Origin of the sequence: Gracilimonas mengyeensis (assembly GCF_900182705.1) — a bacterium.
Taxonomy (GTDB): Bacteria; Bacteroidota; Rhodothermia; order Balneolales; family Balneolaceae; genus Gracilimonas; species Gracilimonas mengyeensis.
Map to the genome: position 1 here is coordinate 111707 of NZ_FXTP01000006.1, position 25250 is coordinate 136956.

28 protein-coding genes and 1 pseudogene are annotated in these 25250 nt (G+C 46.0%); 8 read left to right on the plus strand and 21 right to left on the minus strand.

What is annotated here, in order from left to right:
• Positions 1-114 precede the first annotated feature (114 nt).
• The 4 genes from FN815_RS08110 to FN815_RS08125 form a co-directional block, all read right to left on the minus strand.
• On the minus strand, positions 115-1575 hold the full coding sequence (locus FN815_RS08110; protein ID WP_142454127.1) for a lipopolysaccharide biosynthesis protein: 1461 nt from the start codon (positions 1573-1575) through the stop codon (positions 115-117).
• Positions 1576-1719: 144 nt separating this feature from the next.
• Positions 1720-2304 carry a leucyl/phenylalanyl-tRNA--protein transferase gene (aat, locus tag FN815_RS08115; protein WP_142454128.1) on the minus strand — a complete coding sequence of 195 codons (585 nt, stop codon included), beginning with the start codon at positions 2302-2304 and terminating at the stop codon, positions 1720-1722.
• Between the two features lie 89 nt (positions 2305-2393).
• Entirely contained in the window at positions 2394-4805 is a 2412-nt protein-coding gene (locus FN815_RS08120; RefSeq protein WP_185957220.1) for a zinc-dependent metalloprotease, read from the minus strand.
• A 462-nt stretch (positions 4806-5267) separates the two neighbouring features.
• The gene (locus tag FN815_RS08125) at positions 5268-6614 is read right to left on the minus strand and encodes an alanine/glycine:cation symporter family protein (protein WP_142454129.1); all 1347 of its coding nucleotides are present in this window, start codon (positions 6612-6614) and stop codon (positions 5268-5270) included.
• Between the two features lie 201 nt (positions 6615-6815).
• Here FN815_RS08125 and FN815_RS08130 point away from each other — a divergent pair, with 201 nt between their 5' ends.
• Positions 6816-8705: an aryl-sulfate sulfotransferase gene (locus FN815_RS08130; protein ID WP_142454130.1), complete on the plus strand. Its 1890-nt coding sequence runs from the start codon at positions 6816-6818 to the stop codon at positions 8703-8705.
• Here the strand turns inward: FN815_RS08130 and FN815_RS19320 are convergent.
• The 5 genes and pseudogenes from FN815_RS19320 to FN815_RS08155 form a co-directional block, all read right to left on the minus strand.
• Complete coding sequence (locus FN815_RS19320) at positions 8683-8793, minus strand: DinB family protein (protein ID WP_425461074.1); 111 nt, start codon at positions 8791-8793, stop codon at positions 8683-8685. The genes FN815_RS08130 and FN815_RS19320 overlap by 23 nt on opposite strands.
• Positions 8794-8945: 152 nt before the next feature.
• A pseudogene (locus FN815_RS08140) lies at positions 8946-9851 on the minus strand (IS3 family transposase); the annotation flags it as partial.
• Entirely contained in the window at positions 9827-10141 is a 315-nt protein-coding gene (locus tag FN815_RS08145; protein ID WP_142454132.1) for a transposase, read from the minus strand. The pseudogene FN815_RS08140 and the gene FN815_RS08145, both read right to left, overlap by 25 nt.
• Positions 10142-10189: 48 nt before the next feature.
• A complete protein-coding gene (locus FN815_RS08150; RefSeq protein ID WP_142454133.1) occupies positions 10190-10429 on the minus strand; it encodes a hypothetical protein in 240 nt (79 codons plus the stop codon).
• A gap of 220 nt (positions 10430-10649) precedes the next feature.
• Positions 10650-11324 (minus strand): MarC family NAAT transporter, encoded by a 675-nt coding sequence (locus tag FN815_RS08155; RefSeq protein ID WP_142454134.1) that lies wholly within the window; start codon positions 11322-11324, stop codon positions 10650-10652.
• A gap of 129 nt (positions 11325-11453) precedes the next feature.
• Between FN815_RS08155 and FN815_RS08160 the strand changes: the two genes are divergently transcribed.
• Entirely contained in the window at positions 11454-11927 is a 474-nt protein-coding gene (locus FN815_RS08160) for a GAF domain-containing protein (RefSeq protein WP_142454135.1), read from the plus strand.
• 1 nt (position 11928) lies between these two features.
• Here the strand turns inward: FN815_RS08160 and FN815_RS08165 are convergent, their stop codons facing one another.
• On the minus strand, positions 11929-12276 hold the full coding sequence (locus FN815_RS08165; protein ID WP_142454136.1) for a hypothetical protein: 348 nt from the start codon (positions 12274-12276) through the stop codon (positions 11929-11931).
• Between the two features lie 87 nt (positions 12277-12363).
• On the opposite strand from FN815_RS08165, the gene FN815_RS08170 reads away from it, so the two are divergent.
• Both FN815_RS08170 and FN815_RS08175 read left to right on the plus strand, forming a co-directional pair.
• Entirely contained in the window at positions 12364-12603 is a 240-nt protein-coding gene (locus tag FN815_RS08170) for a DUF4160 domain-containing protein (protein WP_142454137.1), read from the plus strand.
• Positions 12581-12820, plus strand: coding sequence for a DUF2442 domain-containing protein (locus tag FN815_RS08175; RefSeq protein WP_142454138.1), 240 nt, complete (start codon positions 12581-12583; stop codon positions 12818-12820). Before FN815_RS08170 ends, FN815_RS08175 begins: the two co-directional genes overlap by 23 nt.
• A gap of 83 nt (positions 12821-12903) precedes the next feature.
• Here FN815_RS08175 and FN815_RS08180 read toward each other — a convergent pair whose 3' ends face one another.
• On the minus strand, positions 12904-13701 hold the full coding sequence (locus FN815_RS08180; protein ID WP_142454139.1) for an SDR family oxidoreductase: 798 nt from the start codon (positions 13699-13701) through the stop codon (positions 12904-12906).
• Positions 13702-13877: 176 nt separating this feature from the next.
• Between FN815_RS08180 and FN815_RS08185 the strand changes: the two genes are divergently transcribed.
• Positions 13878-14579 carry a response regulator transcription factor gene (locus tag FN815_RS08185; protein WP_142454140.1) on the plus strand — a complete coding sequence of 234 codons (702 nt, stop codon included), beginning with the start codon at positions 13878-13880 and terminating at the stop codon, positions 14577-14579.
• Positions 14576-15976, plus strand: a complete 1401-nt coding sequence (locus FN815_RS08190; RefSeq protein ID WP_142454141.1) for a sensor histidine kinase — start codon at positions 14576-14578, stop codon at positions 15974-15976. The genes FN815_RS08185 and FN815_RS08190 overlap by 4 nt, the downstream gene beginning before the upstream one ends.
• Positions 15977-16111: 135 nt before the next feature.
• Here the strand turns inward: FN815_RS08190 and FN815_RS08195 are convergent, their stop codons facing one another.
• Together FN815_RS08195 and FN815_RS08200 are read right to left on the minus strand one after the other, a co-directional pair.
• A complete protein-coding gene (locus FN815_RS08195) occupies positions 16112-16507 on the minus strand; it encodes a hypothetical protein (protein WP_142454142.1) in 396 nt (131 codons plus the stop codon).
• Between the two features lie 259 nt (positions 16508-16766).
• Positions 16767-17387: an MIP/aquaporin family protein gene (locus FN815_RS08200; RefSeq protein ID WP_142454143.1), complete on the minus strand. Its 621-nt coding sequence runs from the start codon at positions 17385-17387 to the stop codon at positions 16767-16769.
• A 186-nt stretch (positions 17388-17573) separates the two neighbouring features.
• Between FN815_RS08200 and FN815_RS08205 the strand changes: the two genes are divergently transcribed.
• Positions 17574-17882 carry a DUF6787 family protein gene (locus tag FN815_RS08205; protein WP_142454144.1) on the plus strand — a complete coding sequence of 103 codons (309 nt, stop codon included), beginning with the start codon at positions 17574-17576 and terminating at the stop codon, positions 17880-17882.
• Here FN815_RS08205 and FN815_RS08210 read toward each other — a convergent pair.
• Genes FN815_RS08210 through purS form a run of 5 tightly spaced genes read right to left on the minus strand, consistent with a single transcriptional unit; the run spans position 17879 to position 20303 of the window.
• Complete coding sequence (locus FN815_RS08210) at positions 17879-18199, minus strand: rhodanese-like domain-containing protein (RefSeq protein ID WP_142454145.1); 321 nt, start codon at positions 18197-18199, stop codon at positions 17879-17881. The two genes, FN815_RS08205 and FN815_RS08210, sit on opposite strands and share 4 nt — an antisense overlap.
• Before the next feature lie 20 nt (positions 18200-18219).
• Positions 18220-18984: an LPS export ABC transporter ATP-binding protein gene (lptB, locus tag FN815_RS08215; RefSeq protein ID WP_142454146.1), complete on the minus strand. Its 765-nt coding sequence runs from the start codon at positions 18982-18984 to the stop codon at positions 18220-18222.
• A 16-nt stretch (positions 18985-19000) separates the two neighbouring features.
• On the minus strand, positions 19001-19699 hold the full coding sequence (gene purQ / locus FN815_RS08220; protein ID WP_142454147.1) for a phosphoribosylformylglycinamidine synthase subunit PurQ: 699 nt from the start codon (positions 19697-19699) through the stop codon (positions 19001-19003).
• 4 nt (positions 19700-19703) lie between these two features.
• Entirely contained in the window at positions 19704-20042 is a 339-nt protein-coding gene (locus FN815_RS08225) for an ATP-dependent Clp protease adaptor ClpS (RefSeq protein ID WP_246075203.1), read from the minus strand.
• Between the two features lie 15 nt (positions 20043-20057).
• Positions 20058-20303, minus strand: a complete 246-nt coding sequence (gene purS, locus FN815_RS08230) for a phosphoribosylformylglycinamidine synthase subunit PurS (protein WP_142454148.1) — start codon at positions 20301-20303, stop codon at positions 20058-20060.
• A 170-nt stretch (positions 20304-20473) separates the two neighbouring features.
• Here purS and FN815_RS08235 point away from each other — a divergent pair, with 170 nt between their 5' ends.
• On the plus strand, positions 20474-20812 hold the full coding sequence (locus FN815_RS08235) for an AtuA-related protein (RefSeq protein WP_142454149.1): 339 nt from the start codon (positions 20474-20476) through the stop codon (positions 20810-20812).
• A gap of 247 nt (positions 20813-21059) precedes the next feature.
• On the opposite strand, the gene FN815_RS08240 is transcribed toward FN815_RS08235, so the two are convergent.
• The 3 genes from FN815_RS08240 to trhA are packed head-to-tail and all read right to left on the minus strand — an operon-like array spanning position 21060 to position 25215.
• Complete coding sequence (locus FN815_RS08240) at positions 21060-21629, minus strand: DUF2911 domain-containing protein (RefSeq protein WP_142454150.1); 570 nt, start codon at positions 21627-21629, stop codon at positions 21060-21062.
• Positions 21629-24550: a TolB family protein gene (locus tag FN815_RS08245; protein ID WP_142454151.1), complete on the minus strand. Its 2922-nt coding sequence runs from the start codon at positions 24548-24550 to the stop codon at positions 21629-21631. Before FN815_RS08245 ends, FN815_RS08240 begins: the two co-directional genes overlap by 1 nt.
• Positions 24547-25215, minus strand: coding sequence for a PAQR family membrane homeostasis protein TrhA (gene trhA, locus FN815_RS08250; protein WP_142454152.1), 669 nt, complete (start codon positions 25213-25215; stop codon positions 24547-24549). Before trhA ends, FN815_RS08245 begins: the two co-directional genes overlap by 4 nt.
• Between the last annotated feature and the right edge of the window lie 35 nt (positions 25216-25250).

The window sequence follows — 25250 nt, forward strand, 5'->3', positions numbered from 1 at the left end:
GCGGTTTTTTACCACGGACTAAAGTCCGTGGCTACATTCGATCATCCCTGCGGGATTTAGTCATCCAAAAAAAACCTCAACACTAACCACTCAACATTCAACACTATTCATCGCCTAAATCGACTTCACTGAAGCATAAGTAATGCCCCCAGCCGCCAGTAGCCCCGAGATAAACAACAACAGGGAGGCCGCCCATTCATTCAACCCAAAACTGATGATGCTTGGTTTCAGGTAATAAAGTCCGGCCACAATCACCATCACCCCAAAACCGGATAGCAGGTTGTAGGGCACAGAAAATGCTTTGGTGGAGTAGTAGAAAATGAGCAGTGCCATGGAGGCGTAGCTGATGAGGGTGGCAATGGCTGAGCCCATCATACCGAAATAGGGGATAAGCGCCAGGTTAGCAATGATGGTAATAGCGGCGCCCATCAGGGTGATTTGGGCCAGGCGTTTAGTCGTTTCACTAATGAAAATGCCCGCTGAAAAGTTGATGTACCAGCCCTGAAACCAGTAGGCCATCAATAGCACAGGTACGATGATGAGCCCTTCCCAGAACTTTTCATCGACCAGGTAAAAATCGAGGATGGGGATTTTGATGGAGACAATCTGTTCCACAAAAAGAGCTACAAAAAGGAAAACAGCTGCGGCAGCCAGGTTGAAGAAACTAAAGGTCTGGGCAAAAGTTTGAGGGGCAGATTGCTCCTCCGACTGGCGCATAAAAAACGGCTGCCAGGCCATTCGAAACATCTGTACGATGAGCAGCATGAAAACCGCCAGCTTGTAACAGGCGCCGTAGATGCCTACGATATCATCTGAAGTATAATCCTGTCCGTACAGTTGTTGCACCGTTGATGGATCCATGGATTTGAGGAAAAAACGGTCTACCAGTTCGTTGATGGCGTGACCAAAGCCGGCGGGAATAAAGGGCAGGCCGAACAGCAGGGCTTTTTTAAGGAAGTCGGTGTCCCAACTGCCTTTGAAGAGGGGGAGAGTCATGAGCGCCGTAGCGATGGCGGTAAGCAGGGAAGCTACGAGGTTGCTGATGAAGACGGCTTCTATGCCATAGTTGAGCCCGAGGATCAGGTAGAAGTTGAGGCCCAGGTTGATAAGCACATTCCCGGTTTTGATAATGGCAAAAGAGATGGATTTGCGGACCAGCCGGAGCTCGGCAAAGGGTACGATGGCAAGGGTGTCAAAAAAGAGAATCCCCAGCAGCATCCAGAGAATGGGATCTCCGGTTTCCAAACCGACCAGGGGGGCGATTAAAGGTTGTGCCAGCCATATGATGGCAACCAATATTGCCGATGATCCCAGCAAAAACAGCTGCAGGGTTTTGAAGATGGATTTGGCTTTATCACGATCTTTGCCATAACGGATGTAGGCCGACTCCATCCCCATCTGGAAAATCACATTGAAGAAAGCAATAGCCGCAAATACCAGGCTGATCACCCCGTACTGATCTTCCTGGAAAACCCCCGTATGCAGCGGAACCAACAGATAGCCGATAAACCGTGCCAGCACACTGCTGATGCCGTACACAATGGTATCCGAAAAAAGTTCTTTGAGTTTGGTCAAGGGCTGATGGTGGCTTTAGGTGATATCGGGGGTAAGGTAGAATTAAGTTATCAAAAATGTGGTGTTAATGTGCCAAGGTGTTATGGTGTTACAATGCTATAGTGGCTTAGAGCCGTAACACCATAACACCGTAACACTGTAACACTATAATAAAAACTCACACTCTTTGACTAAAGCCTGATCCAGCATTTGGGCGTACTCTGAGGCTTCGATTTCTATACAGCCGAATTGGGCCAAGTGTTCCGTGTAGAACTGGGTGTCCCACAGCAGGAAGTCATTTTTCTGCAGGATTTCGTGGCAATAGTAAAGTGCTACTTTGTCCGCCCATTTTTCTTTTTTGAACATGCTTTCCCCGAAGAAGGCAGCTTTCAGTTTTACGCCGTAAAGCCCGCCAGCCAATTTATCATCCCGATAACACTCCACGCTGTAGGCATTGCCATACTGACTGAGTACATCGTAGGAGTTGACGATGAGGTCGTTGATCCAGGAGGTCTCACGATTGGCACAATTCTTAACTACTTCCCGAAAGTTGCTGTTTACCCGGATTTGAAAGCGCTCTTGGCGAATGACCCGTGCCAGGTTTTTAGAGGTGTGAAAATTTCCAATGGGAATAATACCCCGCTTGCGCGCCGAGTACCATTCTACGTTTTCGGCTTCTTTATGATCGGCCATGGGGAAGATGCCCTGGGAATAAGCCTCTAACAGATTTTCGGGTGGGATGATACGCATGGACTTCGGTGTTAGGGTGTTTTAGTGTTACGGTGTTATTAGTTATTCAAAAGAACATAACACCGTAACACGGTCTCACTGTAACACATTTAGAACTTACAAAAATATATTGCATCACTTCCAATCGGAGAACCGGGTGGGGTTGCCGGCGCTTGTGGCACATCAAAGGTTTCCGGGTTGGTGAGGAAGTTGCCAATGGTATACACCGCGAATTTGCTGTCGGCATCATCCCTTTGTGAAAGGCGGGATTGGAGATCTCGCAGGGCTTTATGCGTGATGGCTTTAGTGACGGGGTTGGCATCCTCAGCGGCCGCCAGCAGAATCATATTTCGCAGCACTACGTGATTTACCATGCGTTGAATGGAGCCATAATACCCGTTTGGAGCTTTCTTTCCCCAGCTGGCGGCAACTAATTCATTTAATACCGTTTCCAAACTAAGATTGCCTTCCCGAGCAGAGTATTCCACTAAGCGATTAGCACGTGCAGGATTTAAGATCAGGCTTACGGGCAATTCGGCAGCGGTTTCTGCTATGCCTAAGGCATCCAAAGTAGGACCGGTATTGCCATTAAAAAGTTCACGGGAATATCCGAGTCCGGCAGGGCGGGGAGGAATCAGTTCCAGCAAATCTTCAGGAACGGCCAGCGCTTCTGGAGTGATGGTTTTGAGCATTTCATCCAGAGCTGCTTGCTGTGTTTTCTTGTCTACAATTTCAGGATAGGCTTGGTTGTCGCCTTTCACTTTGTAGGTGTAATCCAATCCACCGATGAGCTTAACGGTAGCTTCTACCTGGTAGCGATGGAAGAGGTAGATGGGAACCAGCACATCTTCCAGCTCTGCCAGCGGGCGACCGGTTTTCAGGTTGGCTTCTCCAAAATTCTCCAGTGCTGTTTTTCGAATATCCATGATGGTAGGCAGCTGTGCTACCGGATCATCCCCAAACTCCCACAAATGGGCATATGGATGCGCTCCGCCCTGTGGACGAGCATCCTGATCAGAAATATATTTTAAGCCTGAACCATAGCCTTCTTCCAACATCTCGTTTAATGCGGCATCTTCATCGGTTCCTTCCGGGAAATCCTGGTAGCCATAGGCTACGGCCAGTTTATCCCATTCACCAATTCCTGTGTCATAAGGGTTAGAAAGGTCGATTTCGCCATTCACGATTTTGGGTTGGGGATGCGGATAATCCATCACCGAAGCATCACCCGTAATACTTGCTGCAAAGTTATGGGCAATACCGATAGTGTGACCAATCTCATGCGCAGAAAGCTGGCGAATACGCGCCAGGGCCATTTCCTGCATAGTTGTGTTTTGGGTTGATTCGTCGGCATATGGAGCCAGCAAACCTTCGGCAATCAGAAAATCCTGCCGAACACGTAGAGACCCGAGTGATACATGGCCTTTGATAATTTCACCCGTTCGCGGGTCACGGACTGACGAACCATACGACCAACCGCGGGTGGAGCGGTGTATCCATTGAATGACGTTGTAGCGTACATCCAGCGGGTGCGCATCCTCAGGCAACACCTTCACTATAAATGCATCTTTGTAGCCGATGGCTTCAAAGGCTTCATTCCACCAACGGGCGCCATCCAGCAAGGCGCTACGCACGGGTTCGGGCGTTCCGTTATCCAGGTAATACACGATCGGTTCAACCGGTTCACTGATTTCAGTTTCCGGGTTTTTCTTTTCCAGACGGTGACGTGAGATAAATCGTTTTACCAGTGGCTCGTCGATGGGTGTGCCATAATCCTGATAGGTGATTCCAAAATAGCCGGCTCGGGGATCGTACTCTCGCTTCTCATAACCATCATCGGGTAGTTCCACAAAAGAGTGATGTTGCCGCACGGTGATAGCCTCCGGCGTGGGAACCACCGAACGCACATAACCCCCGGGACTACTGCCGGCAAAAGTAAGCGTCGCTTCAAATTCGGTGTTTTTAGGGAAGTTCATGGTGCCTTCGGAGTATAAGGCTGAGCGATTTTTATCCAGGCTGTAGGAACCTTGGTCTTGGCGCTGCAGAGAAGTCGTTACGCCATGAGCATCCTGCAGTAAAAAAGGAGTGAGGTCAATGAGCACCTTGCCATCTTCTTCAGCGGCAACCTCAAAGCCAGCCAGAATAGATTTGGCAAAAGCTTCCCGGACCGATTTCTTCTCGAGTTCATTATCCGTTTCTGCGCGATATTCGTAGTTGGGTTGTACCATCAGTACTTTGGGTCCCCGGCGCTCGAAATAAACGATGCGGGTGTCTCCCAGTTGTCCGCGATCCAGGCCGATATCGTTGGAGCCAATGCCAGCCGTGAGGGAATTCACATAAATGAATTCCGAATCAAGCTTGTCGACTTCCAGCCAGAGTTGGTCTTGGGCTTCATCGTAGTAATAATCAAAAAAGCCTTCGGTTTTAGTCAGGCTTTCGGTTTTTTCGGAGATCGTGGGGAGTTGGGCAATGGCGGAACTGGAAACCAAAGCCAGCATCAAAGCTAGTATCGCTCTTTTCATTGGAGTGAGATTGAAAATTATAAATGTTGAATTTTGAATGGGCTCTGTGAATATGCGAAAGTAGAGGGGATAATAAAACCGACGGGACAGACAGCGAAAAAGGTTTTACATGTTGAGGTGCTTATATAGACGAACACCCTCCGCATGTTTTGATACATCAAAACATGGCACCTCCCTCAAGGGAGGACTTATCTATGCCTGCCATCAATATTCATATCATTGGTTTGAGCTTTTTCTATAGCGAGTAGTAAAAGGGGAAAATCCCTCTTTGAAGAGGGACCGAAAATGAACTTGTTCATTTTCAGGGGGATGTACGATGGTTTAAATGGATATGAAACCCAAGATTGATATCGTTGGCACTAACATCCCACCCGGGAAAAGCCCTCCGACTGCTCGGAGCTTCAAAGGAAGATTTTCTTTTGGGATAATGGAACTGAACTATTTTTTATCAAGTAGAGTATCCTACTTCTTATACTCCTTAAACTCCCCGGCTTTTAATCGATTGAAATAATCTTTGGAAGCCTCCCGTACTCTGGGTGAAAGCAACAAGGCTGAAATCATCGTAGGAACGGCCATAAGGGCAAACATGCCGTCAATGAGGTTGATGACCGCATCCAGAGACGCTACCGCTCCAAATACGATGGAAAGGACATAAAAATAGTTGTAGTAATGCTGCCGTTCGGCGCCTAATAAAAAGCCCAGGCATTTTGAGCCGTAGTAAGAATAAGATAGCATAGAGCTCACGCTGAACGTGAGTACCGAAATCAGCAACAGGTAGGTGCCCCAGACCGGCAGGGCTTCATTAAAAGCATTCAGGGTAAGGGTCACTCCGTTGGCTTCAGTCGTTTGCCATACGCCCGTTACCAGGATAGCGAGGGCGGTCATGGTACACACAATCAGGGTATCGATGGCGGGTTCCATCATGGCTACCAGTCCTTCACGAACCGGCTCTTTGGTTTTGGAAGCGCCATGAGCCAGCGATTCGGTTCCGATGCCGGCCTCATTCGAGAAGGCGGCGCGCTGCACACCAATGATAATCAACTGCCCAACAGCACCGCCCATCACGGCTTTGCCGGTGAAAGCATCGGTTACAATCAACCCGAGGTAATAGGGGATATCATCAATGTGTACGGCCAGGATGAATAAAACAGACACAAAATAAATCACGACCATAGAAGGGACTAGCTTGGAGGCCACTTTGCCAATCTTGGTAATCCCGCCAAAAATAACCAGTGAAACGAGTGCTACCAGTACAATCCCGGTAATCAGGTTGCCGGTGAAGGCGGCATCAGCTTCTACCCAGCCGTTGGGGATGTAAATAAAGTCGCGTAAAATCTGTACCAGCTGGTTGGTTTGAAAAATGGGGAGCGGACCAAATAATCCGGCAACGGCAAACAGGTAGGCCAATGGCATCCATTTGCTGCTGAGTCCTTCTCGGATCACGTACATAGGGCCACCCTGGATTTTGCCCTGTGTGTCTTCACCCCTGTACATGATGGAAAGCGTACAGGTGAAAAACTTGGTGGCCATGCCCACGATGGCGCTCATCCACATCCAGAACAGCGCGCCGGGTCCTCCCATAAAAATAGCCACAGCCACCCCGCTGATATTTCCCATGCCTACGGTTGACGCCAGGGCCGTGGAAAGAGCTTCAAAGTGATTGATATCGCCGGGATCATCGGGGTTATCATATTTTCCACGCACCAAATCGATGGCGTGGAAGAAAAAGCGGAAAGGAGTGAAGCCGGAGGAGATCAGGAAAAAGAGTCCGCCACCGACCAATAAAATGACGAGCGGGTATCCCCACATGAAGGAGGAAAAAGACGCAAGAAGTTCTTCGAGGAGTGCCAGGGTATTGTCCGTTTAATTACAATTGAGCGGTGAAACTAATGAATAGATAGCTTAAATGCGGATTGAAGATAATTTTTCCGATTTTTCTCTTCAACCATTAGATTAAAGAGAACATTTCCTAAACTGCTTTAACATCAAAGAAAACAAGAGACGAGAGTTATGAGGAAAATTATTTTAGGTATATGGGTGCTGTTTGCGCTGTACTTTATGGGGTGCAAAAACGGAACCAAAAGTAGTCCCAATCAAGAAGCCGCATTGCTGGAATTCACTATCGAAGAGCTTCCAAACACGGTTTTTTCGGTTGATGAAGAAGATGGCTTGGTGAAAGTAACTAACCGTTCGTCTATTGACGGAGAGGTAGACTGGACATCGCTTAAGGCTTCTTTTGAGGTGTCGGAGGGGGCAAAGGTGTTGGTGCAAGAGACGGAACAGGTTTCGGGTGAAACGGTAAATGATTTCTCAGAGGGGGTCTTTTATACCATCATTTCTGAAGATGAAGCCACACAACAAACTTATTTTGTGTATTTAACCCGGGATCTTCCGATGAATTATTTGTTGTTGGAAGAACCAGAGGTTCAGCTCAATCCCAGTGGAAAGAATCCTTTGGCTGCCTTGGTACATTTAAAGAAACGCGAAACTATATCCGTAAATATGGATGTTTTAGGCGATATTCCAATTGAAAAAAACTTCATACTTGAGGACGCACAAAATTCGATACCGGTATTAGGTCTTTACCCGGATACACAAAATCAGGTGGTGTTATACATTTATAATAACGACGGCCAAAGCGCGCGCGATACGTTAATAATGGAAACTGAGCCTCTGCCTGACTTTTTTCCGACCCCAGAAATAAACATAGTGAAAGAAGACCAAATGGAACCGGGCATGCATTTCAACGATTTCCATATTGGCAACAATGGGGTGTTCAATTCCTACCCGTTTATTTTTGATAATAACGGAGATATCCGATGGGTGATGGATTTATCCGATGTGGGTAAGGCGGTTTGGTCGGTTCATTTTTATGATAATAAAGCTAACACCCTTTACTTTACCCATAGCAGTTCTATTTTTGAATACGATATGCTGGGGAATGAACTGAATGAGATCAATATGGGCGGACATATCACCCATCACGAAGTACGAAAAATCCCCAATGGTAATTACCTGGTGGCAGTGAATAAAGATGGGGCCACGATGATTCAGGATGGGCAGGAAAAGACCAGTTTGGAAGATTTTGTTTTTGAAGTGGACCAGGCAGGAAACATCGTGAAGGAGTGGGACATGGCAGAAGTATTGGATGTCAATCGCACCGATTTGGTTGACGGCGGCCAAGACTGGTTTCATATGAATGCTATTTGGTATGACAGCAACGACCGCGGGCTGATTATCTCAGGCAGAAAACAGGGGTTGGTAAAGGTTGATCAGGATAACGACCCGCAATGGATATTGGCTCCTCATAAAGGTTGGGGACAAGCGGGGCGCTACGAAAAAACCGGGGACACCGAACCCTATCTTTTAACGGCGGTAAATCGATTTACGGGCACGCCGTATAATGAAGAAGTTCAGCTGGGCACGGAAGAAAGCGACCAGTTTTCATGGGTGTGGGGACAGCATGCCCCCTTAATTCTTCCGAATGGGAACCTCCTGGTGTTTGATAATGGCTTTAACCGCAACTTTGGTGAGGCCGGTTCTGACTATTCACTCATCACAGAATACGAAATTGATGAGGAAAACATGACCGTGAGCGAAGTTTGGAGCTATGGACGGGAAAGAGGCGAAGAATTGTTTTCCAATATCATAAGCGATGTGGATTTCCTCCCTGAAACTGGCAACCGGCTGTTTATGCCGGGGGTGGTTAATTATGGCGGAGGATCTTATTCGAAAATGGTGGAGTTATCTTACCCGCATAAAGAAGTGGTTTTTGAGGCTACCGTGCATTTTAAAAACCAGCTAGCCAATGGTCAGGGTTGGGGGAATATCGATATCACCTACCGGGGAGAACGAGTTAAGCTATACCGAAACGAAATTATTTTCTCAGAAAAAAGATAAAATCGGTGCCTGGTGGAGTGACCCCGGCTTGCCGCAAGAGTCTGGCTATTTGGGCCCGGTGATGTTGCCCATGGATAGTTAGGTGCATCAGGATTTCTTCGACTGTGTTTGTAAAAGTCTCGCCCTTTGAGTTTTGATATTGAATAGTTTCACCGGCGCGAGGAATCAAAGATGTAATTTTTTTGGGGTGATGAGAGAGCTGGACTTGCAACAAAAAAGTGGACAGTGAATTAAGGATGATTATGCAGCCTGTTGTAGTTTTTGTTTAAGTTCTTGCTCAGCCTCAGCTGGTGTTTTGTATCCCAGTGAAGAATGTAGGCGTTTTCGGTTGTACCAGCCTTCGATATATTCGAATATGGCTGCACGTGCTTGTTGGTAATCCCGAAAGATGCCCGTCTGTGATACCAGTTCTGCTTTCAGCGTTTTAAAGAAACTTTCCGCCGGTGCATTATCCCAACAATTGCCTTTGCGTGACATACTTTGGATGAGTTGGTGTTTGCTAAGCAGGTTGGTAAACGCTGAACATGCGTACTGCATGCCCCGGTCGGAATGGAAGATCATCCCTTTCCGGGCCGGGCGTTTGGTGTGCGCTTCACAAAAGGCGGCCGTTGTAGTTTGCTCAGCGCTCATGGAGGTAGACAGGGACCATCCCAGTATTTGTCGATCGGCCAGGTCCATAACCGTCGTTAAATATAGCCATCCTTGCTGGCTGGGCAGGTAGGTAATATCACTCACCCATACTTGGTTCAACTGCGTGGGGGTAAACCGACGGTCCAGCAGGTTCCCCGCCACCGGATGGCTATGCTTCGAATTCGTGGTCTTTACCCACTTCTTGCGCAACTGGCTGGAGATACCCATTTTCCTCATCAGCCGGGCCACGCGTGGACGCGATACCTGCCAGCCCCGACGTAGCAACTCCTGGTAAATTCGCGGGGCTCCATATATACGCTTGGACAGTACCCAAACCAGCCGAATAGATTCTTTAAGTCGCCTATTCTGCCTCGCCCGTTTGCTTGGCGGACGCCCAAGCCACCGGTAATATCCACTGGGGGACACCCCAAATACTTGCGACATCTTCCGAATGGGGAACCGGTGGCTGTAATCGGCCATAAACTGGTAAATCACCCATCGCTCTTGCCGAAGATGCCAATGGCCTTTTTTAAGATATCTCGCTCCATTTTTGCATCGGCTAGCTGACGCTTTAAGTGTGCAATCTCTTGTTGTTCCGGGCTCATAGCAGCTACGCCTTGACCGGTAAACACAGGAGTATCTGAGCCTGCACGTTGTTCATAAGCAGCTCGCCACTTGTAAATTAACGCCGGTCGTAACCCTAATTCACCAGCCAGTTCCCGGATGTTATCACGAAGGTAACTCTGTTGGATAACATCCAGCTTGAATTCTTTACTATATTTTTTTCGTGTCGGTTTATTTCCCATTTGTAGGTGTTGTTAGTTCAGCCACAATATACCTTAACTTCCTGTCTACTAAAATGTAGTAACTCCAAGCCTCCTTTCCATTTCTTCCATGCTTAGCTCCGGCCAAATAGCTAACGCTGGTTTTTCCCCGTTGATACGATTTATCCACACATCCTGAGCCCCTAAAACGTGCGCAAACATATGGTGCATTTCGGGTAATTCTTCTGCGTCGTTATTCACCTTACGTATGGCATCAAAAATCCTTTGATTGGCCCAATGGTCGTAATCGATGAGTTGGTTAAGGTCCATAAAACTTCTGGAATTTATTGGGGATGATTTATACAGGAGATAGTAATGAGGAGGCTTAATTAAAACAAAATTGCCGGTATAATTGCAATGAAGCTGGAGCTACAAACCAAGATTTCCAAGCAGGAGCATAGAGACCAGTCCCAAATGATCACACCCTTAGACCCAACCCCAAATACTAAATCACCATATTACCATATCACTATATCTCCTTACCACTAAATCATCCAATCCCGTAAAACTTGGAGATACCGTTGATGATAAACTGCACGCCTATAGCCAGTACAATGAACCCCATCATACGGGTGATGACGGTCATGCCGGAGCTACCAATATATTTAACCAATCGTGGTGCCACGCGCAAAATCAGATAAGCCAGGATAGCGGTGGCAAACACGGCCAGGCCGCTTACGAAATAGTCGGTGACGCCCTGTGCTTCTGATCCAAATCCAATCACCACAGCAATACTACCTGGACCGGAAAGCAGAGGCATGGCTAGGGGGCTAAAGGAAACATCTTCTTTTTCCTTGGCTGCCACTTGATCTTTCTTGCTAAGTTTACGCCCGCCATTTTGAGGACTCAACATCGAAAATCCGGAGCGTACAATTACCAAACCCCCGGCTATTTGAATACCAGGCAGGCTGATTCCAAAAAAGCTGAGAATGTAGGTTCCGATCAGCAGAAAGATGATCAGCACACAAAACATGTAGGTGCTGGCTTTGCGGGCGGTCCATTTCTTTTCCTCATCAGTATGGCCTTCCATCAAAGAAATATACACCGGCATAGTGGCAAAAGGATTTACCACGGAAAACAGCGAAGAAAAACTGGCCGCAAAAAGACCAAGTGCGCTCATGAACATAGTAGAAAACGGGATAATATCTGTAAAAAACTCTTCCATAGACCATCAAAGATACAGAGGATTTAGGGAATTTCATGAACATGTTTTTTGCTTTACACAAAGCGTATCTTTACCGATAATAAGAGACATCACCCATTCATCATTAAACATTGTAGAATTAATTGAGCTATGAGTACTGCCGAACTTACCTCTTATGAAACATTGGTTTCTAAGACCGACGAGATATTAAACAAAGAAGTAACCCGAGACGAAAAGCTTTTTGCCATTTGCGAGCTGTTGGCCGACAACGTAGATACCTTCGACTGGGTTGGATTTTATATGGCAGATCCCGAAGGAAAGAAAGAGCTGGTGCTGGGACCCTTTGTAGGGCCTGCTACCGATCACAAACGCATTCCTTTTGGCCGTGGTATTTGCGGGCAGGTCGCTGAAAGTCATGAGACTTTTGTTTCTCAGGATGTGAAGAGCGAAGAAAACTATCTTTCTTGCAGCGTATCGGTGCAATCTGAAATTGTGGTGCCCATAATGAAGGGCGAGGAGTTTGTAGCTCAGCTGGATATTGATTCCAATACCAAAGGATCGATCACAGACGAACAGCAAAAACTATTGGAAGAGATCTGTGAAAAGTTATCCCGGGAATTTTAATTCAACGCTCAAAAGAGCGGGGAGTGTTTTTAAGGGCTGCACCTGTTAAGGCCGCTAACCCGCTCACCAGGCCGCCAAGTATTCCCGTAGCCAGCACTACGAGCCACGGCGAGCCCACCTGAAGCATCTCAGCAATACGCGAACTAAGTATGCCATCATTTGCCAGGTGGATGTACAGGGCTTGTCCGCCCCAAAGCAGGAAAAGAGCCAGGAATCCCCATCCGAAAGAAACCCACATTTGCTTGTTAAAAACATAGCCCAAAATTAAACCGGGCAGGGCAATACTCCACCAGGGCAGAAACAGGTTTAGCAAAAAGGCAGAAATGAGGATTAAAAGGGATAGAAGCATACGGTTGGGGTCGTTGTGATAAGGCAAATAGAATTGAAGTGTAGCAATAATTTCAAAAAGTTTTGGGTGTTTTTTGTAATATAAGCAATGCCTACTGTGCTTAGAATACAAGGATATCGCTTCTTTTTCTTTAGCAATGAAGGAAATGAACCAGTACACATCCATATTGAAAGTGGAGATGGGTATTGTAAATTTTGGATTGAATCTATTACACTTGCTTATTCAAGTGGCTATCATTCTGCAGAATTGAATAAGATTCGAAAACTGGTGGAAGAACATAAAGATGAATTAGAAACTGCTTGGCATGAGTTCTTTAGTAATACATAAACCTGTAAAGGCAAAAGAAGTTTGGTTTTTGGATAAAAAACTTTGTGTTCTCTTGGAGGATGGGAGAGAGATCGCAGTACCGTTAGAATGGTTCCCAAAATTAAGAGAGGCATCCATAGAAGAACTTAAAGCCTGGAGGTTTATTGGTGGAGGAGTCGGTATTCATTGGGAAGAACTTGATGAAGACCTCTCTGTTGAAGCTTTTTTGAATACCTAGCCTGATTCCAAAGGTTTGATAATCATTATGGTGTAAACATTTTTAACTCAAACGGCTTCTATTCATATTACCATATATAAATCTTAAGTAACTTTCTGATTCTTCAAAATTTTATTCAGCAAAGTAGGGGAGATACGCTGTACCCAAATAGCGAGTCCTTCTTTAAACCCTGTCACATAAATTTCCTCTTTCTGCTTTTTGATGTCAGGCATCACCTTTTTAACCATTTCATCGGCGGTCATGGCATCCTTGTGGGCATCACCCATCTTTCCAAACTTGGCCCCGTCACCGGTCAATGCATTTTTACTGATGTTGGTTTTGATAAAGCCCGGGCACAACAAAGTAACAGCAACGTTGTGTTCATACATTTCCTGGCGCAGTGAATTGAAAAAGCCCTGAACGGCATGTTTACTGGCAGCATATCCCGAACGCTGTTTGGTTCCAATTTTACCGGCCACACTGCTGGTTACCACAATGTGTCCGCTTTGCCTTTCCACCATATGGGGTAACACCTGTTTGGTTAAACCCACTGCCCCAAAATAGTTGATTTCCATCAGGCGGCGGTAGGTGTCCATTTCTGTTTCAGCCACGGTAGCACGCTGACTTACCCCGCCGTTGTTCATCAGCATATCAATTTGGCCAAAAGCTTTTAGCGCTTGCTCGGTTTTTTCAGGAAAAGTTTCAGTTTGGGTGAGATCCAGCGGAAGTATGAATACTCGTGATTTGTCTGCTCCCAAGCTTTCTTTTACTTGCTTTAATGCCCCTTCTCGGCGAGAAGATAAGATCAGGTTGGCGCCCTCTTTATACAAGGCTCTCGCAAAGGCTTCTCCAATTCCTGAAGAGGCACCGGTAATCCATATGGTTTTTCCTTGGTAATTCATGCGTAAATTCGGATTTTTAGCCAAAGGTAAACATTTGAACAGAATCGCACACATCTATAGTGCTAAAGTGCGATGGTGTTGCAGTGTTTGTGTGCTACAATGTCATTTCGGCTTGTCGAGCGCCCCAACACTGTATCACCCAAACACTTTAACATCGTAATACCATCACACCAAATATGAGCAATAAACACACTATTCTGTTAGTAGAAGACGAGGAAGAATCCGGAGAAATGTTAGCCAACTTTCTGGAGTTGAATAACTACGATGTGCTCTGGGCCAAAGACGGCAAAAAAGCATTCGAATATATTGATGACAACGCCAATGATATTCATCTGGCGATATTGGACATCATGGTTCCTCATCACGATGGAAAAGAAATTTGTAAACAAATTCGTCAGCATCCGGTAATTTACGATATCCCTGTGCTTTTCCTTACCGCACGCGATGAAGAAAAAGACGAAATTGAAGGTCTCGAACTGGGCGCCGACGACTACATTAAAAAACCTGCCAGCCTGAACCTGGTAAAGGCGCATGTGGAAACTCAACTCCGCCGGCGTTCTCCCGATAAAAGTAACTGGATTCAGTACGGTCACGTCTATGTAGATCTTGATTCCAAAGAGATGTATATCAACGACGAGCTCATCGAGCTTACGCACACAGAGTACACGATTGCGGAAATGATTTTCCAAAACCCGAAGCTGGTTTACAGCCGCCAACAGATTCTGGAGAAAATCTCGGATGAAGATAAATTTGTATTTGACCGCACCGTGGATGTACACGTAAAAAACCTTCGCCTGAAAATGGGAGACGAAGGGAAACTCATCAAAACATATCGTGGCGTAGGTTATGGATTCAATAAAGAATACCTCCACGCATGAAAATACGCTCCAAACTGGCATGGACATACATCATCCTGCTCATTATCGGCATCATAACCATCAGCGCGTATTCTATACTTACCATACGCAGCTATTTGTTGGAGGAGGGAGCCGAACAGTTTGAGCGGGATGCCTTATCATTGGCTTTGGCTGCCGGCAGTTTCAAGGATAACGCCCAATTTGATGACAGGATACAGCGCCAGGCCCAGCTATCGCGTTACGAGATGGCGGTATATGATAACGATGGTGTTCGTTTTTTAACTTTTCCTCAATATGCCTTTGAAGATGTTTCCCGCTATCTCGAAAGCACTTTGATTGACCGGCTTGAGCAACAGGAAGGTCGTCCCATTATCATCAACAATGAAAATACCGAAAAGCTGATTGCGTATGTAGAGCTGACCAATTCTGATAATGCGGCCCATTACCTGCGCATCAGCCAGGATAAAAGCCAATATTATGCCGCGGTGGCCAGTATTCGGCATATTATTTATGCGGGGATGTTTTTCTCTATTGGAGCCGTAATTATAGTGAGTTTCCTGTTTGCCCGATATATGGCAACACCCATTCAGCAGCTGAACGAAGCCGCACTGGATATCGCACAGGGTAACCTGGACCGGCAAATTGATTTGAACCGGAATGATGAGTTCGGCACCCTGGCTGACTCTCTGAACCATATGGCCAGTACGCTTCGCGCCGATAATGAAAAGCTGAAGCGCCTGAATGAGAAGCAAAGCCAGTTTTTTGCGGATATCACTCATGAGGTGCGCAATCCATTGCACACCATCTCCGGCTCACTGGAAATGCTGGAACTGCCCAATCTCCCGGCCGAGAAGAAAAAGCAATATATGGTAACTGCCAGAAAGCAAATTAAACGGGTAGCCCGGCTTTTTGAAGATATCAAGACGTTACAGCGCTACGATTTTGATGAGAACTTCATCAACCGGGAAATATTTAACCTAAAAGAGTTGGTGAAAGAAGTAGAGGCGGCGCATCAGCCCATGGCAGAGAAGAAAGGCCTGAAGCTTAAGCTTGCCAAACTGAGCAATTGCAATGTAAATGCCGATCCGAATAAAATTGAACAGGTTTTGGATAACCTGGTTTCTAATGCGATTAAATATACCCCGGAAGGTAGCGTAGAAGTTGGTTTCAAAAAAAAGGAAGGGTTGGTAGAAGTGTATGTTGAGGATACTGGGCCGGGTATTGGGGAAGAACATCTTGACCGCCTGTTTGACCGCTTTTACCGCACCGACAAAGCGCGCTCGCGCGACAAGGGAGGAACCGGTCTCGGACTCTCAGTGGTGAAAGGGATCCTGAATGCTCACCAAAGTGAAATCAAAGTAGAAAGCGAAGAGGGTAAAGGCAGTCGGTTCTTTTTTCAGTTGCCGGTGGTTGGGTAGGGGCGTTTATTAAGGCTCAGCCTTTATATGCTTTTCCTTTTGAAGTACAACTTCAAAAGATCTAGACGGGGCAAAGGGAACTGATTGGAACCGGAAGGTTCGTAACGAGGGTAAACATCTTTTTTCTGGTTTTAATTAGTAGGGTGATCCAAATTCAGTTTTTCTTACGTCCAATACCAACTTATTTGAACATACAAAAGAAAGAGTTTTTTCATCGTTCACAAACATGCTTATCCACGGGAAGTAATCAGATTTTCTAACACTGGAAAACTCAAAACCTTCTAATGACTTAAGAAATTTTGCATGAGTTTCTTTTATTCTTTCCCTTTGTTTTAGAACTTTTTCCTCACTTAGATTTTCTTCGTTACTGTACCTAATATCATATGTGATACTAATTGGTAAAGACTTCTTTGATCTTATCTCTTCAAAGAATTGCTCATCGCACGTTTTAGATTCATCTTGACCAGTGTTAAATAGTCCACATCCAGTTATAACTACTAAGACTAAAAATATGCTAATAAGTTTATTCATTTAAGTTCCTCTCTTTTTCTAATTATGGATGTAGTAAAATAGGTTTTGATATAATCTAATTAAACTACATTTATGGGCTATAGTAATTATGGAAGGGGAAAAGGGCTAAATGCACAGCCTTTATAAGCAATTTCTTTTGAAGTACAACTTCAAAAGGTCCTTAGAGAAAAGTTCGTGCTCATCCCGAAATCCAATTAATCCGTGTTTCAAAATAGAATCACGGATTTGGCGGATTGAAGGATTTCGCAGATGTATTTGGCTACTTATTGCCGGAGTACAGATAGGAATACAAACCCGCTGCAATGGAGCCGCCGGCTACGGGAGCCAGGGTGTAAAGAAGTGCATGGACATATGAGTTTCCGCCCGAGAGTAAATCAAACAAGGCGGTGCCAATAGAGATAGCGGGGTTAAAGACTCCACCGGAAACGGGTGTTCCTGCCAATAATATCCCTGTAAAGGTTAAACCTGCGGCTAGTCCAACGGTTTGGAAATTGCGGGGAGATTTGGGAAGGCTAAAGGTGAGCATCACCATCACAAACAAAAAAGTAAAGCCAACTTCAGCAAAAGCTTGTTGATAAAGATCGGTAGAGGGGGGTGGATCTAAATAAAACACTCCGGACGAAAGGAAAAATAACGCGCCAGCTGACAGGAAGCCGCCTATGAGCTGTGCGGCTACATAACCGGCTAAATCCGCACCAGAAATTTTACGCTGAAGAAAAAAGGCAATAGACACAGCTGGGTTATAATGGGCTCCGGAAACCTTGAAACCGATATAAATCAGTGCCATTAAGGTTAAGCCTACGGCAAGTGCGTCGCTTGTAAAGCCGTATACCAATACCAGGAAGAAGGCGCCAATAGCCTCCATTACGTAGGATTTCATACCCAGTTTGTTAGTCTTCAAAAAATTCTCCTATGTCCTTCCGTTGAGCTGAAACTACTTTCCCGGTTTAGTAATTGCAAGACGGGATTTTCATTAAATGTAAAAAAATAAAAACCTAACGAATACTAATTATCGTCTTTAATTATGATATAAAAAGGATATTTTTAAGGAAATTAATCTTTCTTTATGCAAATTGTTGAAAAATTGAAATCCCGGTGGGGCATACAGAGTAACTGGCAAGTCCTCATTATCATGGCCGTATTTTCTTTTGCAGGCATGACCGTAGTTTTTGCCCGCAAGTGGGCGTTTAACTTCCTTGGAGTGGTTGAAAGTGATCCTTTTTGGTTTAAAGCCGTGTTGTGGATTCTTTTAATCTTTCCGCTATACAACATTTTATTGTTGGCCTATGGCACCTTGCTGGGACAGTTTGATTTCTTTTGGGCCTTTTTCAAAAGAAGCATAGGCCGGTTTATCCCTACCAAGTCAGGTTCCTAAGCTACCGGCAAGCTGGGATCAATTTCACTGGCCCATTTTTTGATGCCGCCCTTCAAATTGGTAGCTCCATCAAACCCCTGCTTTTGCAGGTAGCCGGTTACTTTGGCACTTCTGTTGCCACTGCGGCACATCACCACAATTTCTTTGTCCTTATACTCATCAAGTTCTTCGAGCCGATCCTCAAGCTGGTTCATGGGAATGTTGGTGCCGTCTATATTTGAGACCAGGTACTCAAAATCTTCCCGGACATCCAGCAACAAAAAGTCGTCGCCGTTTTCTTTCTTCTCTTTTAGTTCTTGTACGCTAATTTCTTTCATTTATGGTTTAGTTGAATGGGTTATTCCTCTGTGTTGTAACGGTCTAAACGGAACTGCTTGCCGAGGTACAATCGTCGGGCTTCTTCATCTTCAGCCAGCCGGTCGGCCGAACCTTCCATTAAAATCTTACCCTCAAACATCAGGTACGCGCGGTCGGTGATGGCCAAAGTCTCGTGCACGTTATGGTCGGTGATAAGAATGCCGATATTCTGGCTTTGGAGGCCGGCCACAATTTGTTGGATGTCTTCCACGGCAATAGGATCAACTCCGGCGAAGGGCTCATCCAGCAAAATAAACTTTGGATCAGTGACCAGGGCACGGGCAATTTCGGTCCGCCGGCGCTCGCCACCGGAAAGGCTGTAGCCCTTGCTATTCACCACTTTCTGCAGGCCAAATTCTTCAATCAGTTTATCTGCTTTTTCTTTGATTTTTTTGGAGGGAACAGACAGGAATTGCAGTACAGATTCCAGGTTTTCACGTACGGTGAGGTTGCGGAATACGCTAGCTTCCTGCGCCAGGTAACCGATACCCAGCCGCGCACGTTTATACATGGGTTCCCGGGTCAGATCACGATCGTTTAAATAGATTTTTCCCTCATTCGGACGCACAATACCCACCATCATATAAAACGTGGTGGTTTTACCGGCGCCGTTGGGACCCAGCAGCCCCACAATCTCTCCCTGTTTTACGTTGATGGACACATCATCCACCACGGTACGCTTGCGATAGCGTTTTACCAGTCCCTGGCTGTGCAGCTTTAGTTGTGATGGGGTTTCCGGGACCATATATCAGCTTTGGTTGTTATGCAACAGAGAGGGAATTGAGAATAGATTCAAAAATGATTTTACCGTCTTGGGAGCCCAATACTTTTTCCATGGCGCGTTCAGGATGGGGCATCATGCCCAACACATTGCGCTGGGTATTGCAAATACCGGCTATATGATCCACAGAACCGTTGAAGTTGGCTTCTTTCACAAGTTTGCCATCGGCATTGGTGTAGCGGAACAGCACCTGGTCGTTATCCTGCAGGTTTTTCAGCCCGTCTTCTTCAATAAAGTAGTTGCCTTCGCCGTGCGAGACGGGGATATCGAGCACTTGCCCCTTTTCAAGGTCACGGGTAAATAAGGAATCGGTGCTTTCACAACGGATAAACACATTCTTGCACACAAACCGGAGCTTTTCGTTGTGCAGCATGGCGCCGGGCAACAGGCCAGCTTCCAGTAAAATCTGGAATCCATTACAGATGCCGAGAACGGGGCCGCCTTTTTCAGCAAATTTCACCACTTCCTGCATAATAGGAGAGAAGCGGGCAATGGCTCCGGAGCGCAGGTAATCACCATAAGAGAAACCGCCGGGTACAATCAGAAAATCGATGCCGCTAAGGTCGGTCTCCTTGTGCCATAGAAATTTTACTTCTGCATTCATCACATGTTTGATGGCGTGGTATGCGTCGTGATCGCAGTTGGAGCCGGGAAATACTATTACGCCAAATGTGGCCATTGTTTTATCCTTTTATTTCGGTAACCAGTTGAATTTCTTTGAGCACACTGTCTATACGCAGGCATTCTTCAAATTCGCCTTCGTGCACCAGTGCTTTGCCTTCGTTATGTACTTTCCAGGTGAGATCTTCGGCTTTACCGCGTCCGCAGCCGGTTGCTTTCATTAGCTGGGAGATCACCTCGTCAAAAGTATGAATGTCATCATCATACAAAAATAATCGCCAGGGCGTGTTTACCGAATCCTCGGTTTTCTCTTCTTCCTTGGTTTCGGTTTCCGTGACTTCCTTTACCCCGGGCTTATCTGCATCCATTACAGTAATATGTTGAGATAAGGACCACATCATGGGTATTGGCTTTTATTAGGATTCTATGACAATCTCAAAATCTTCCATCACTTCATTGGCAAGCAACTGGGCGCAGGCCGATTCGACCACGGCTTTGGCGGCGGCTTCGTCTTTAGCGTCTACATCCAGTTCAATAAATTTGCCAATGCGCACCTGTTGCACTTCGTTCAAACCAAGGTTTTGCAAGGCGTGATGCGCAGCTTTTCCTTTGGGATCCAGGATAGATGGACGGAGAGTTACGGTTACTTTGGCTTTATACATAATCGGGCTTGGTTTAAAATGAATGCCAAAGTTAACCTTTCTATCGCTTAGCTGCTAACTGCTAATAGGGTTTAATCCCCAAAAATTCAGATTTGCGAAATTGGGAACTCCCTTCAATTCAATTATCTTCTCATCAACCAATCAACAAATCTCTAATTCACCAAATAACCATGCCAACGGTAAAACTCCTGAAGATAGCACATGGCCGCAGCGGCGATAAAGGTAATGGAAGTAATGTGGGAATCATCGCCCGTCATCCGGATATCTATCCCTTCCTTAAAGAGATCCTGACGGCTGAGCGGGTGAAAGAACATATGAAATATGTGTGCAAAGGAGAGGTGGAGCGCTACGAACTGCCAAATATCGGTGCCCTTAATTTTATTTTGCATGAAAGTCTTGGCGGCGGTGGTACGGTTTCCCTGAAGTTGGATGCCCAGGGTAAAACCCATGCTTCTCAGGTTCTTCGGATGGATGTCGATGTTCCGGATGAGCTACTGGATTTGGTTTAACCGCTAAGGGCGCGAAAGTGGAACAGACCTCTAAGGTTTCAAAAAGCCTGGAGGTCTTGTTGTTAAAAGAAAGGATCGTTTGGGCCAGGCAAGGTACAACCTTGCAGAGCTTTTACTTTTGAGGTGCAACCTCAAAAGATCTTTGATCTTTAGGGGAGGCTTAAGTCAGCTGGAAATTGGGTAGGGAGAATCTTTAATCTTCTAATTTTCAATCTTAACTTTCTTGAACCTTGCACCTAAAAACTTGCTACTCAAAACGAATCGGTACATCTACCTGGACCGTATCCCATCGCAGCGACATCACCGTCTCATTATCCTGCGGTTCTGAAAACTCAATAGTGAAGGCTTCTACCGGGCTTTCCAGGTTCTGCACGGGAAACTTCATGCGTTTGTAATCCAGAGTAGAGTCGTATTCGAAAGCACCCCATTGTCCCAGTTCATGGTTGAGTATTACTGTAAAAGAATCGGGTTGGGGAATAGTGAATAATGCGTAAGTGCTGGGTTCAACAAGTTCATCACCCATCACTACAGAGTCGGTCATAATGATTTCAGTGGCTTCATTGGCGCCGGTTCTCCAAATCTCGCCCCAGGCTTCCAGTTCTCCAAAGATAACCCGGCCTCGTTTGTAAGGCTGACCGTATACCACTTTTATGTAAGTATCAGCATGGTTGATAGCGGAAATGGCTATCGGGCTTTTACGGTGGCCAATATCATTGTTTGAATCATCAGTATTGTCCTCCTGAGACTGACAGGCGGCTGCAAAAAATACAGAGGCAATAAACAGGCTGAGTAAAACAGAAGAAAAAGGCGATTTCATCAAAATTGACCTAAAATAATTTGAGTGTTATTTCGGGTGGGTTCGTATGCAATCCCGAAACCTAAATCTAACAATAAGTTAGATACTTTAAACTGCAGATGGAGGCCCGCACCAAACAAACTCCTGCTTGAGGCCACTAAGTTATTGGAGTTCATATCGGTTAGGGTGTGTGTAAAAGTTGTTAAATAGATACTGTTTACGTATAAAGGAACGGTGAAGTAGCCGGTATCGGGGTAAAACAACGGAATGGTATAGCGGGTGCTGAAACGTCCCAGGTGCCTGAGCCGGTCGCCGGAAGCGGGACTTGGAAAAGGCATATCGGAAAAACCCATAGGTAAAATAGTGTCGTTGGAATAAATGGGAGAGGCACTTTGCTGCAAAAACTGCAGATCAAGCCGGAGGGATTGATTCCATTTGCGCAACGGTGATACATAACCCATAGCGCCATAATAGGCCGTCCATTGGTTATCTAACACAAGATTTGGGGATAGGTTGCCAAGGTCTAATTGGTACTCCGGTTTGTTGAGGGTACGTTCAAAAAAACCAAATAGCCCCAAGCCGGACGAAGGCTGCACATCTCGCCGAAGGTTCAAAATACCGAGATTGAGTTGAGAAAAGATACCTGCGCGGTATCGGGTAGAAAAATCTGAAATCGGTTCAGGCTGCAAATCGAAGTAGCGAAGTTGTTCAGCGGAGACTTCGGGTGAGATATACAAAGAGGAAAGCCGCGTATTGGCCCGGAAGGTATAACTAAAGGGCAGGGATAAAGATAAGCCGCGCTCTTGCCGCATGATGGAATATCGCCCGTTGTTCACAAGCAAAGAGGTGAAGGAAGGATCGCTGTAGGCCTGAAGTTCAAAACCCGGGTAGAACATCTTATTGGCATAGGTCACATCATACCAAAGCCGATCCTGAATGCCAGTGATCTCGATATTATAAGCTTGAGAGGAAAGGGCGTCGATGCTGGATAGTGAAACTCCCAGTTCATTGGTTCCGGCAGTTTGGGTATATACCGGGTAGACGGCACGGGGTTTAAGCCACCCAAGGCCACTACGGTAGGGCTCTGGCTTCAAATCCTGAAGGCTATCTGACCAAGAAGCTCCCAGCAACGGATGATTCTGTTGTTCTTCAAATGCCTGAGCGGATAAGAAATGTAAAGGGGAAAGGGGAGCGTTAAGAAAGTCTGACTGATCCAGGATGGCGAGTTTTCGTTCATCATCCTGTTGAATAATATAGGCCAGCCTGGAGCCGTCTGGACTGTAAGCACCTTCAAAAGCATTGTATGGTGCATTAGTGATTTGGACCACCTGTCCGCTATTCAAGTTGTACTCATAGATGTTTAGGGTAGAGCCAATGTCGAGGCTAACTAGCAGCCGATCTCCGTCGGGGTGCCAGTGTGCATCAAATACAGAAGCTTCAGCAAAAGCCAGGGTTGGCGGGGCATCCAAACTTTGAGGGAGTGATTCATAAGATGAAAGCCAAAGGGCCTGCACGCCTTTTTTGTTGATGATTACAGCTAACTGCTCCGGCTTAAGGGGATTAGCGGTGATGCTAATTGGCTCGGCTTCGCTAAATAATTTAATGGTTTCCAGGGAGCCATCTTCGAGTACCTCTACAATTCGTTTTACAGATCCTAAAGATTGAATGGCTAGTAACTTTTCACCTGACTGAGTAGGAGAATGAACGCGTGCATTTTGGGTGATTCGCTCAGATTTCCCTGAGCGGGGATTCAGTCGGTATAAATCCGAATAATAAGCGCTGTAGGTGGGGCGTGCCGTATAGGCGGCATAGATCAGGTGTTTATCTTCCAGTAGTTGGTAATGATAGTCGCCTACCATAAAAGTTTCTTTGACCAGTCGGGTAGAACCATCTTCTATATCGTATCCGTAAAATCCGAAACGCCCGTTGTGAAAGGAGCCGCTGTATAGGATTTCATTCTCTGTAAGCCAGCGAGGTCCATGTACTTCTTCGCCATCAAAGGGGAGTTCAATGATACGGGAGTGTTGGCTGGTGTTCTCTTCAAATTCAGAGAGGCGCTTTTCTTCTGATTCCAGGATGTCTGCTTCATACTCTTTGTATAACTCACCGGGCCATTTGCCGGTTTTTTTATATAGCGCAAAACCATATCCCAGAAAAAAATGATGATAATGGTAGCGGATGGCTTTCCGTGAAACTTTCTCCCCGTAGTTTTCTTGCAGCCAGTACGTGAATTCATGGCCGGCAATATAGTGGCGATCACCCGGCAGACTATATTCGGAGGGAATGAAGGTTTGGCCCATATTCCACCGGTCTGGTGAAGCAAAATTGGCATTAAAGCGATTCAGGAAATAGGGATAGTTACCACGCCCTCCGTTTTCGGTGATGGCTTCACTTTCGTGATAGACGGCAAGTCCTTCATGAACCCCCATTGGTACCAGCGCATGGATGAGTCGGCCAGCATCAGGAGAAAATAAACTGATAAAATTGGACAGGCTGACTTTTTTCTCATCCAACGGCTGTTGCACGTTCATGTGCGAGGCATGAACCAATTCATGTGGCAATACAGTTTCCAGCCATCCGCCGGTTTGTGGGTTCATGCCTTTCCCTTTGATGGGAGCCAAATCCACTTCTGATCTAAAATTATAGGGACTCACATATCCATTGGAGCGGTCCGTAAAACTGCTCAGTATGACAGGAAATTTTTTTAAGGTTCCGCCCGCTAATTCGGCAACGGAAGGATATTGAGCTTCAAGAATAGCGGCAGAGCGATAAGCCAGGGAATCATCTGCAGAAGGAAAGATGATGCGAAAATGAGGAGTATGAATTTGTTGCCATTCTACGCCTGGTGCGCGGTGTTGCAGCGAGTTCAGGTATCCTTGCCCGTAACCCTGAGACGAGCCAAAGAACCACAATCCAATCAATAAAAAGAAGAAACGCATCATAGGCTGGGGATATTGAAGTTAGGCAAGTACGCGTAAATAGCCCAATAATGCGAAAAGGCACCGCCTAAAACAAACAAGTGCCAAATTTCATGAAAGCCAAAGCGACCGGGAATGGGATTGGGTTTTTTAATGGCGTAGATCACGGCGCCTGCCGTATAAAAGAATCCGCCGAGAGCAATCCAGTAGATAAAAGCGTGCGGTAAAATATCCCAGATAACCGGAAGTATGATGACCGATACCCAGCCCATCAGCAAATAAATAACCGTAGAAAACCAGCGTGGGGCATTCAGCCAAAACGTTTTCTTTAAAATACCGGCTATAGCAAAAAGCCAGATGCCCAATAACATGCCCCATTGCCATGCGCCTTGCAGTGCAATAACACACATTGGGGTATAGGTGCCGGCAATCACAATGTAAATGAAGATGTGATCAAACAAACGGAAAAGCTCTTCGGTGCGATTCTCAACATTTAGGGTGTGATACACACCGCTGGAGAAAAACATCAAAAACACAGACAATCCATATACCAGGAACGCCACTTTGTAGGTGATGGGATCGTCCCAGCCGGCATGAAGTAAAAAGCCCAGCCAGATGATAGAAATAAAAGCGCCCAGGTAATGGGAGTACGCATTAAAAGGCTCTCTTGGAGGAAAGAAGTAGTGCACAACGGTAGTTATTTAATGAGGCAAAAAGATAGAAA

Excerpts from the sequence above, each read along its gene's own strand:
- FN815_RS08185 (WP_142454140.1), top strand. The coding sequence starts at position 13,878 with ATGAGCAATAAACACACTATTCTGTTAGTAGAAGACGAGGAAGAATCC.
- FN815_RS08240 (WP_142454150.1), bottom strand. The coding sequence starts at position 21,629 with ATGAAATCGCCTTTTTCTTCTGTTTTACTCAGCCTGTTTATTGCCTCT.
- FN815_RS08170 (WP_142454137.1), top strand. The coding sequence starts at position 12,364 with ATGCCTACTGTGCTTAGAATACAAGGATATCGCTTCTTTTTCTTTAGC.
- FN815_RS08175 (WP_142454138.1), top strand. The coding sequence starts at position 12,581 with ATGAGTTCTTTAGTAATACATAAACCTGTAAAGGCAAAAGAAGTTTGG.
- FN815_RS08235 (WP_142454149.1), top strand. The coding sequence starts at position 20,474 with ATGCCAACGGTAAAACTCCTGAAGATAGCACATGGCCGCAGCGGCGAT.
- FN815_RS08190 (WP_142454141.1), top strand. The coding sequence starts at position 14,576 with ATGAAAATACGCTCCAAACTGGCATGGACATACATCATCCTGCTCATT.
- FN815_RS08130 (WP_142454130.1), top strand. The coding sequence starts at position 6,816 with ATGAGGAAAATTATTTTAGGTATATGGGTGCTGTTTGCGCTGTACTTT.
- FN815_RS08195 (WP_142454142.1), bottom strand. The coding sequence starts at position 16,507 with ATGAATAAACTTATTAGCATATTTTTAGTCTTAGTAGTTATAACTGGA.
- FN815_RS08225 (WP_246075203.1), bottom strand. The coding sequence starts at position 20,042 with ATGATGTGGTCCTTATCTCAACATATTACTGTAATGGATGCAGATAAG.
- FN815_RS08150 (WP_142454133.1), bottom strand. The coding sequence starts at position 10,429 with ATGGACCTTAACCAACTCATCGATTACGACCATTGGGCCAATCAAAGG.
- FN815_RS08145 (WP_142454132.1), bottom strand. The coding sequence starts at position 10,141 with ATGGGAAATAAACCGACACGAAAAAAATATAGTAAAGAATTCAAGCTG.
- FN815_RS08200 (WP_142454143.1), bottom strand. The coding sequence starts at position 17,387 with ATGAAATCCTACGTAATGGAGGCTATTGGCGCCTTCTTCCTGGTATTG.
- aat (WP_142454128.1), bottom strand. The coding sequence starts at position 2,304 with ATGCGTATCATCCCACCCGAAAATCTGTTAGAGGCTTATTCCCAGGGC.
- FN815_RS08160 (WP_142454135.1), top strand. The coding sequence starts at position 11,454 with ATGAGTACTGCCGAACTTACCTCTTATGAAACATTGGTTTCTAAGACC.
- FN815_RS08205 (WP_142454144.1), top strand. The coding sequence starts at position 17,574 with ATGCAAATTGTTGAAAAATTGAAATCCCGGTGGGGCATACAGAGTAAC.
- FN815_RS08210 (WP_142454145.1), bottom strand. The coding sequence starts at position 18,199 with ATGAAAGAAATTAGCGTACAAGAACTAAAAGAGAAGAAAGAAAACGGC.
- FN815_RS08245 (WP_142454151.1), bottom strand. The coding sequence starts at position 24,550 with ATGATGCGTTTCTTCTTTTTATTGATTGGATTGTGGTTCTTTGGCTCG.
- FN815_RS19320 (WP_425461074.1), bottom strand. The coding sequence starts at position 8,793 with ATGCACCTAACTATCCATGGGCAACATCACCGGGCCCAAATAGCCAGA.
- purS (WP_142454148.1), bottom strand. The coding sequence starts at position 20,303 with ATGTATAAAGCCAAAGTAACCGTAACTCTCCGTCCATCTATCCTGGAT.
- lptB (WP_142454146.1), bottom strand. The coding sequence starts at position 18,984 with ATGGTCCCGGAAACCCCATCACAACTAAAGCTGCACAGCCAGGGACTG.
- FN815_RS08125 (WP_142454129.1), bottom strand. The coding sequence starts at position 6,614 with ATGTGGGGATACCCGCTCGTCATTTTATTGGTCGGTGGCGGACTCTTT.
- FN815_RS08120 (WP_185957220.1), bottom strand. The coding sequence starts at position 4,805 with ATGAAAAGAGCGATACTAGCTTTGATGCTGGCTTTGGTTTCCAGTTCC.
- purQ (WP_142454147.1), bottom strand. The coding sequence starts at position 19,699 with ATGGCCACATTTGGCGTAATAGTATTTCCCGGCTCCAACTGCGATCAC.
- FN815_RS08155 (WP_142454134.1), bottom strand. The coding sequence starts at position 11,324 with ATGGAAGAGTTTTTTACAGATATTATCCCGTTTTCTACTATGTTCATG.
- FN815_RS08180 (WP_142454139.1), bottom strand. The coding sequence starts at position 13,701 with ATGAATTACCAAGGAAAAACCATATGGATTACCGGTGCCTCTTCAGGA.
- FN815_RS08165 (WP_142454136.1), bottom strand. The coding sequence starts at position 12,276 with ATGCTTCTATCCCTTTTAATCCTCATTTCTGCCTTTTTGCTAAACCTG.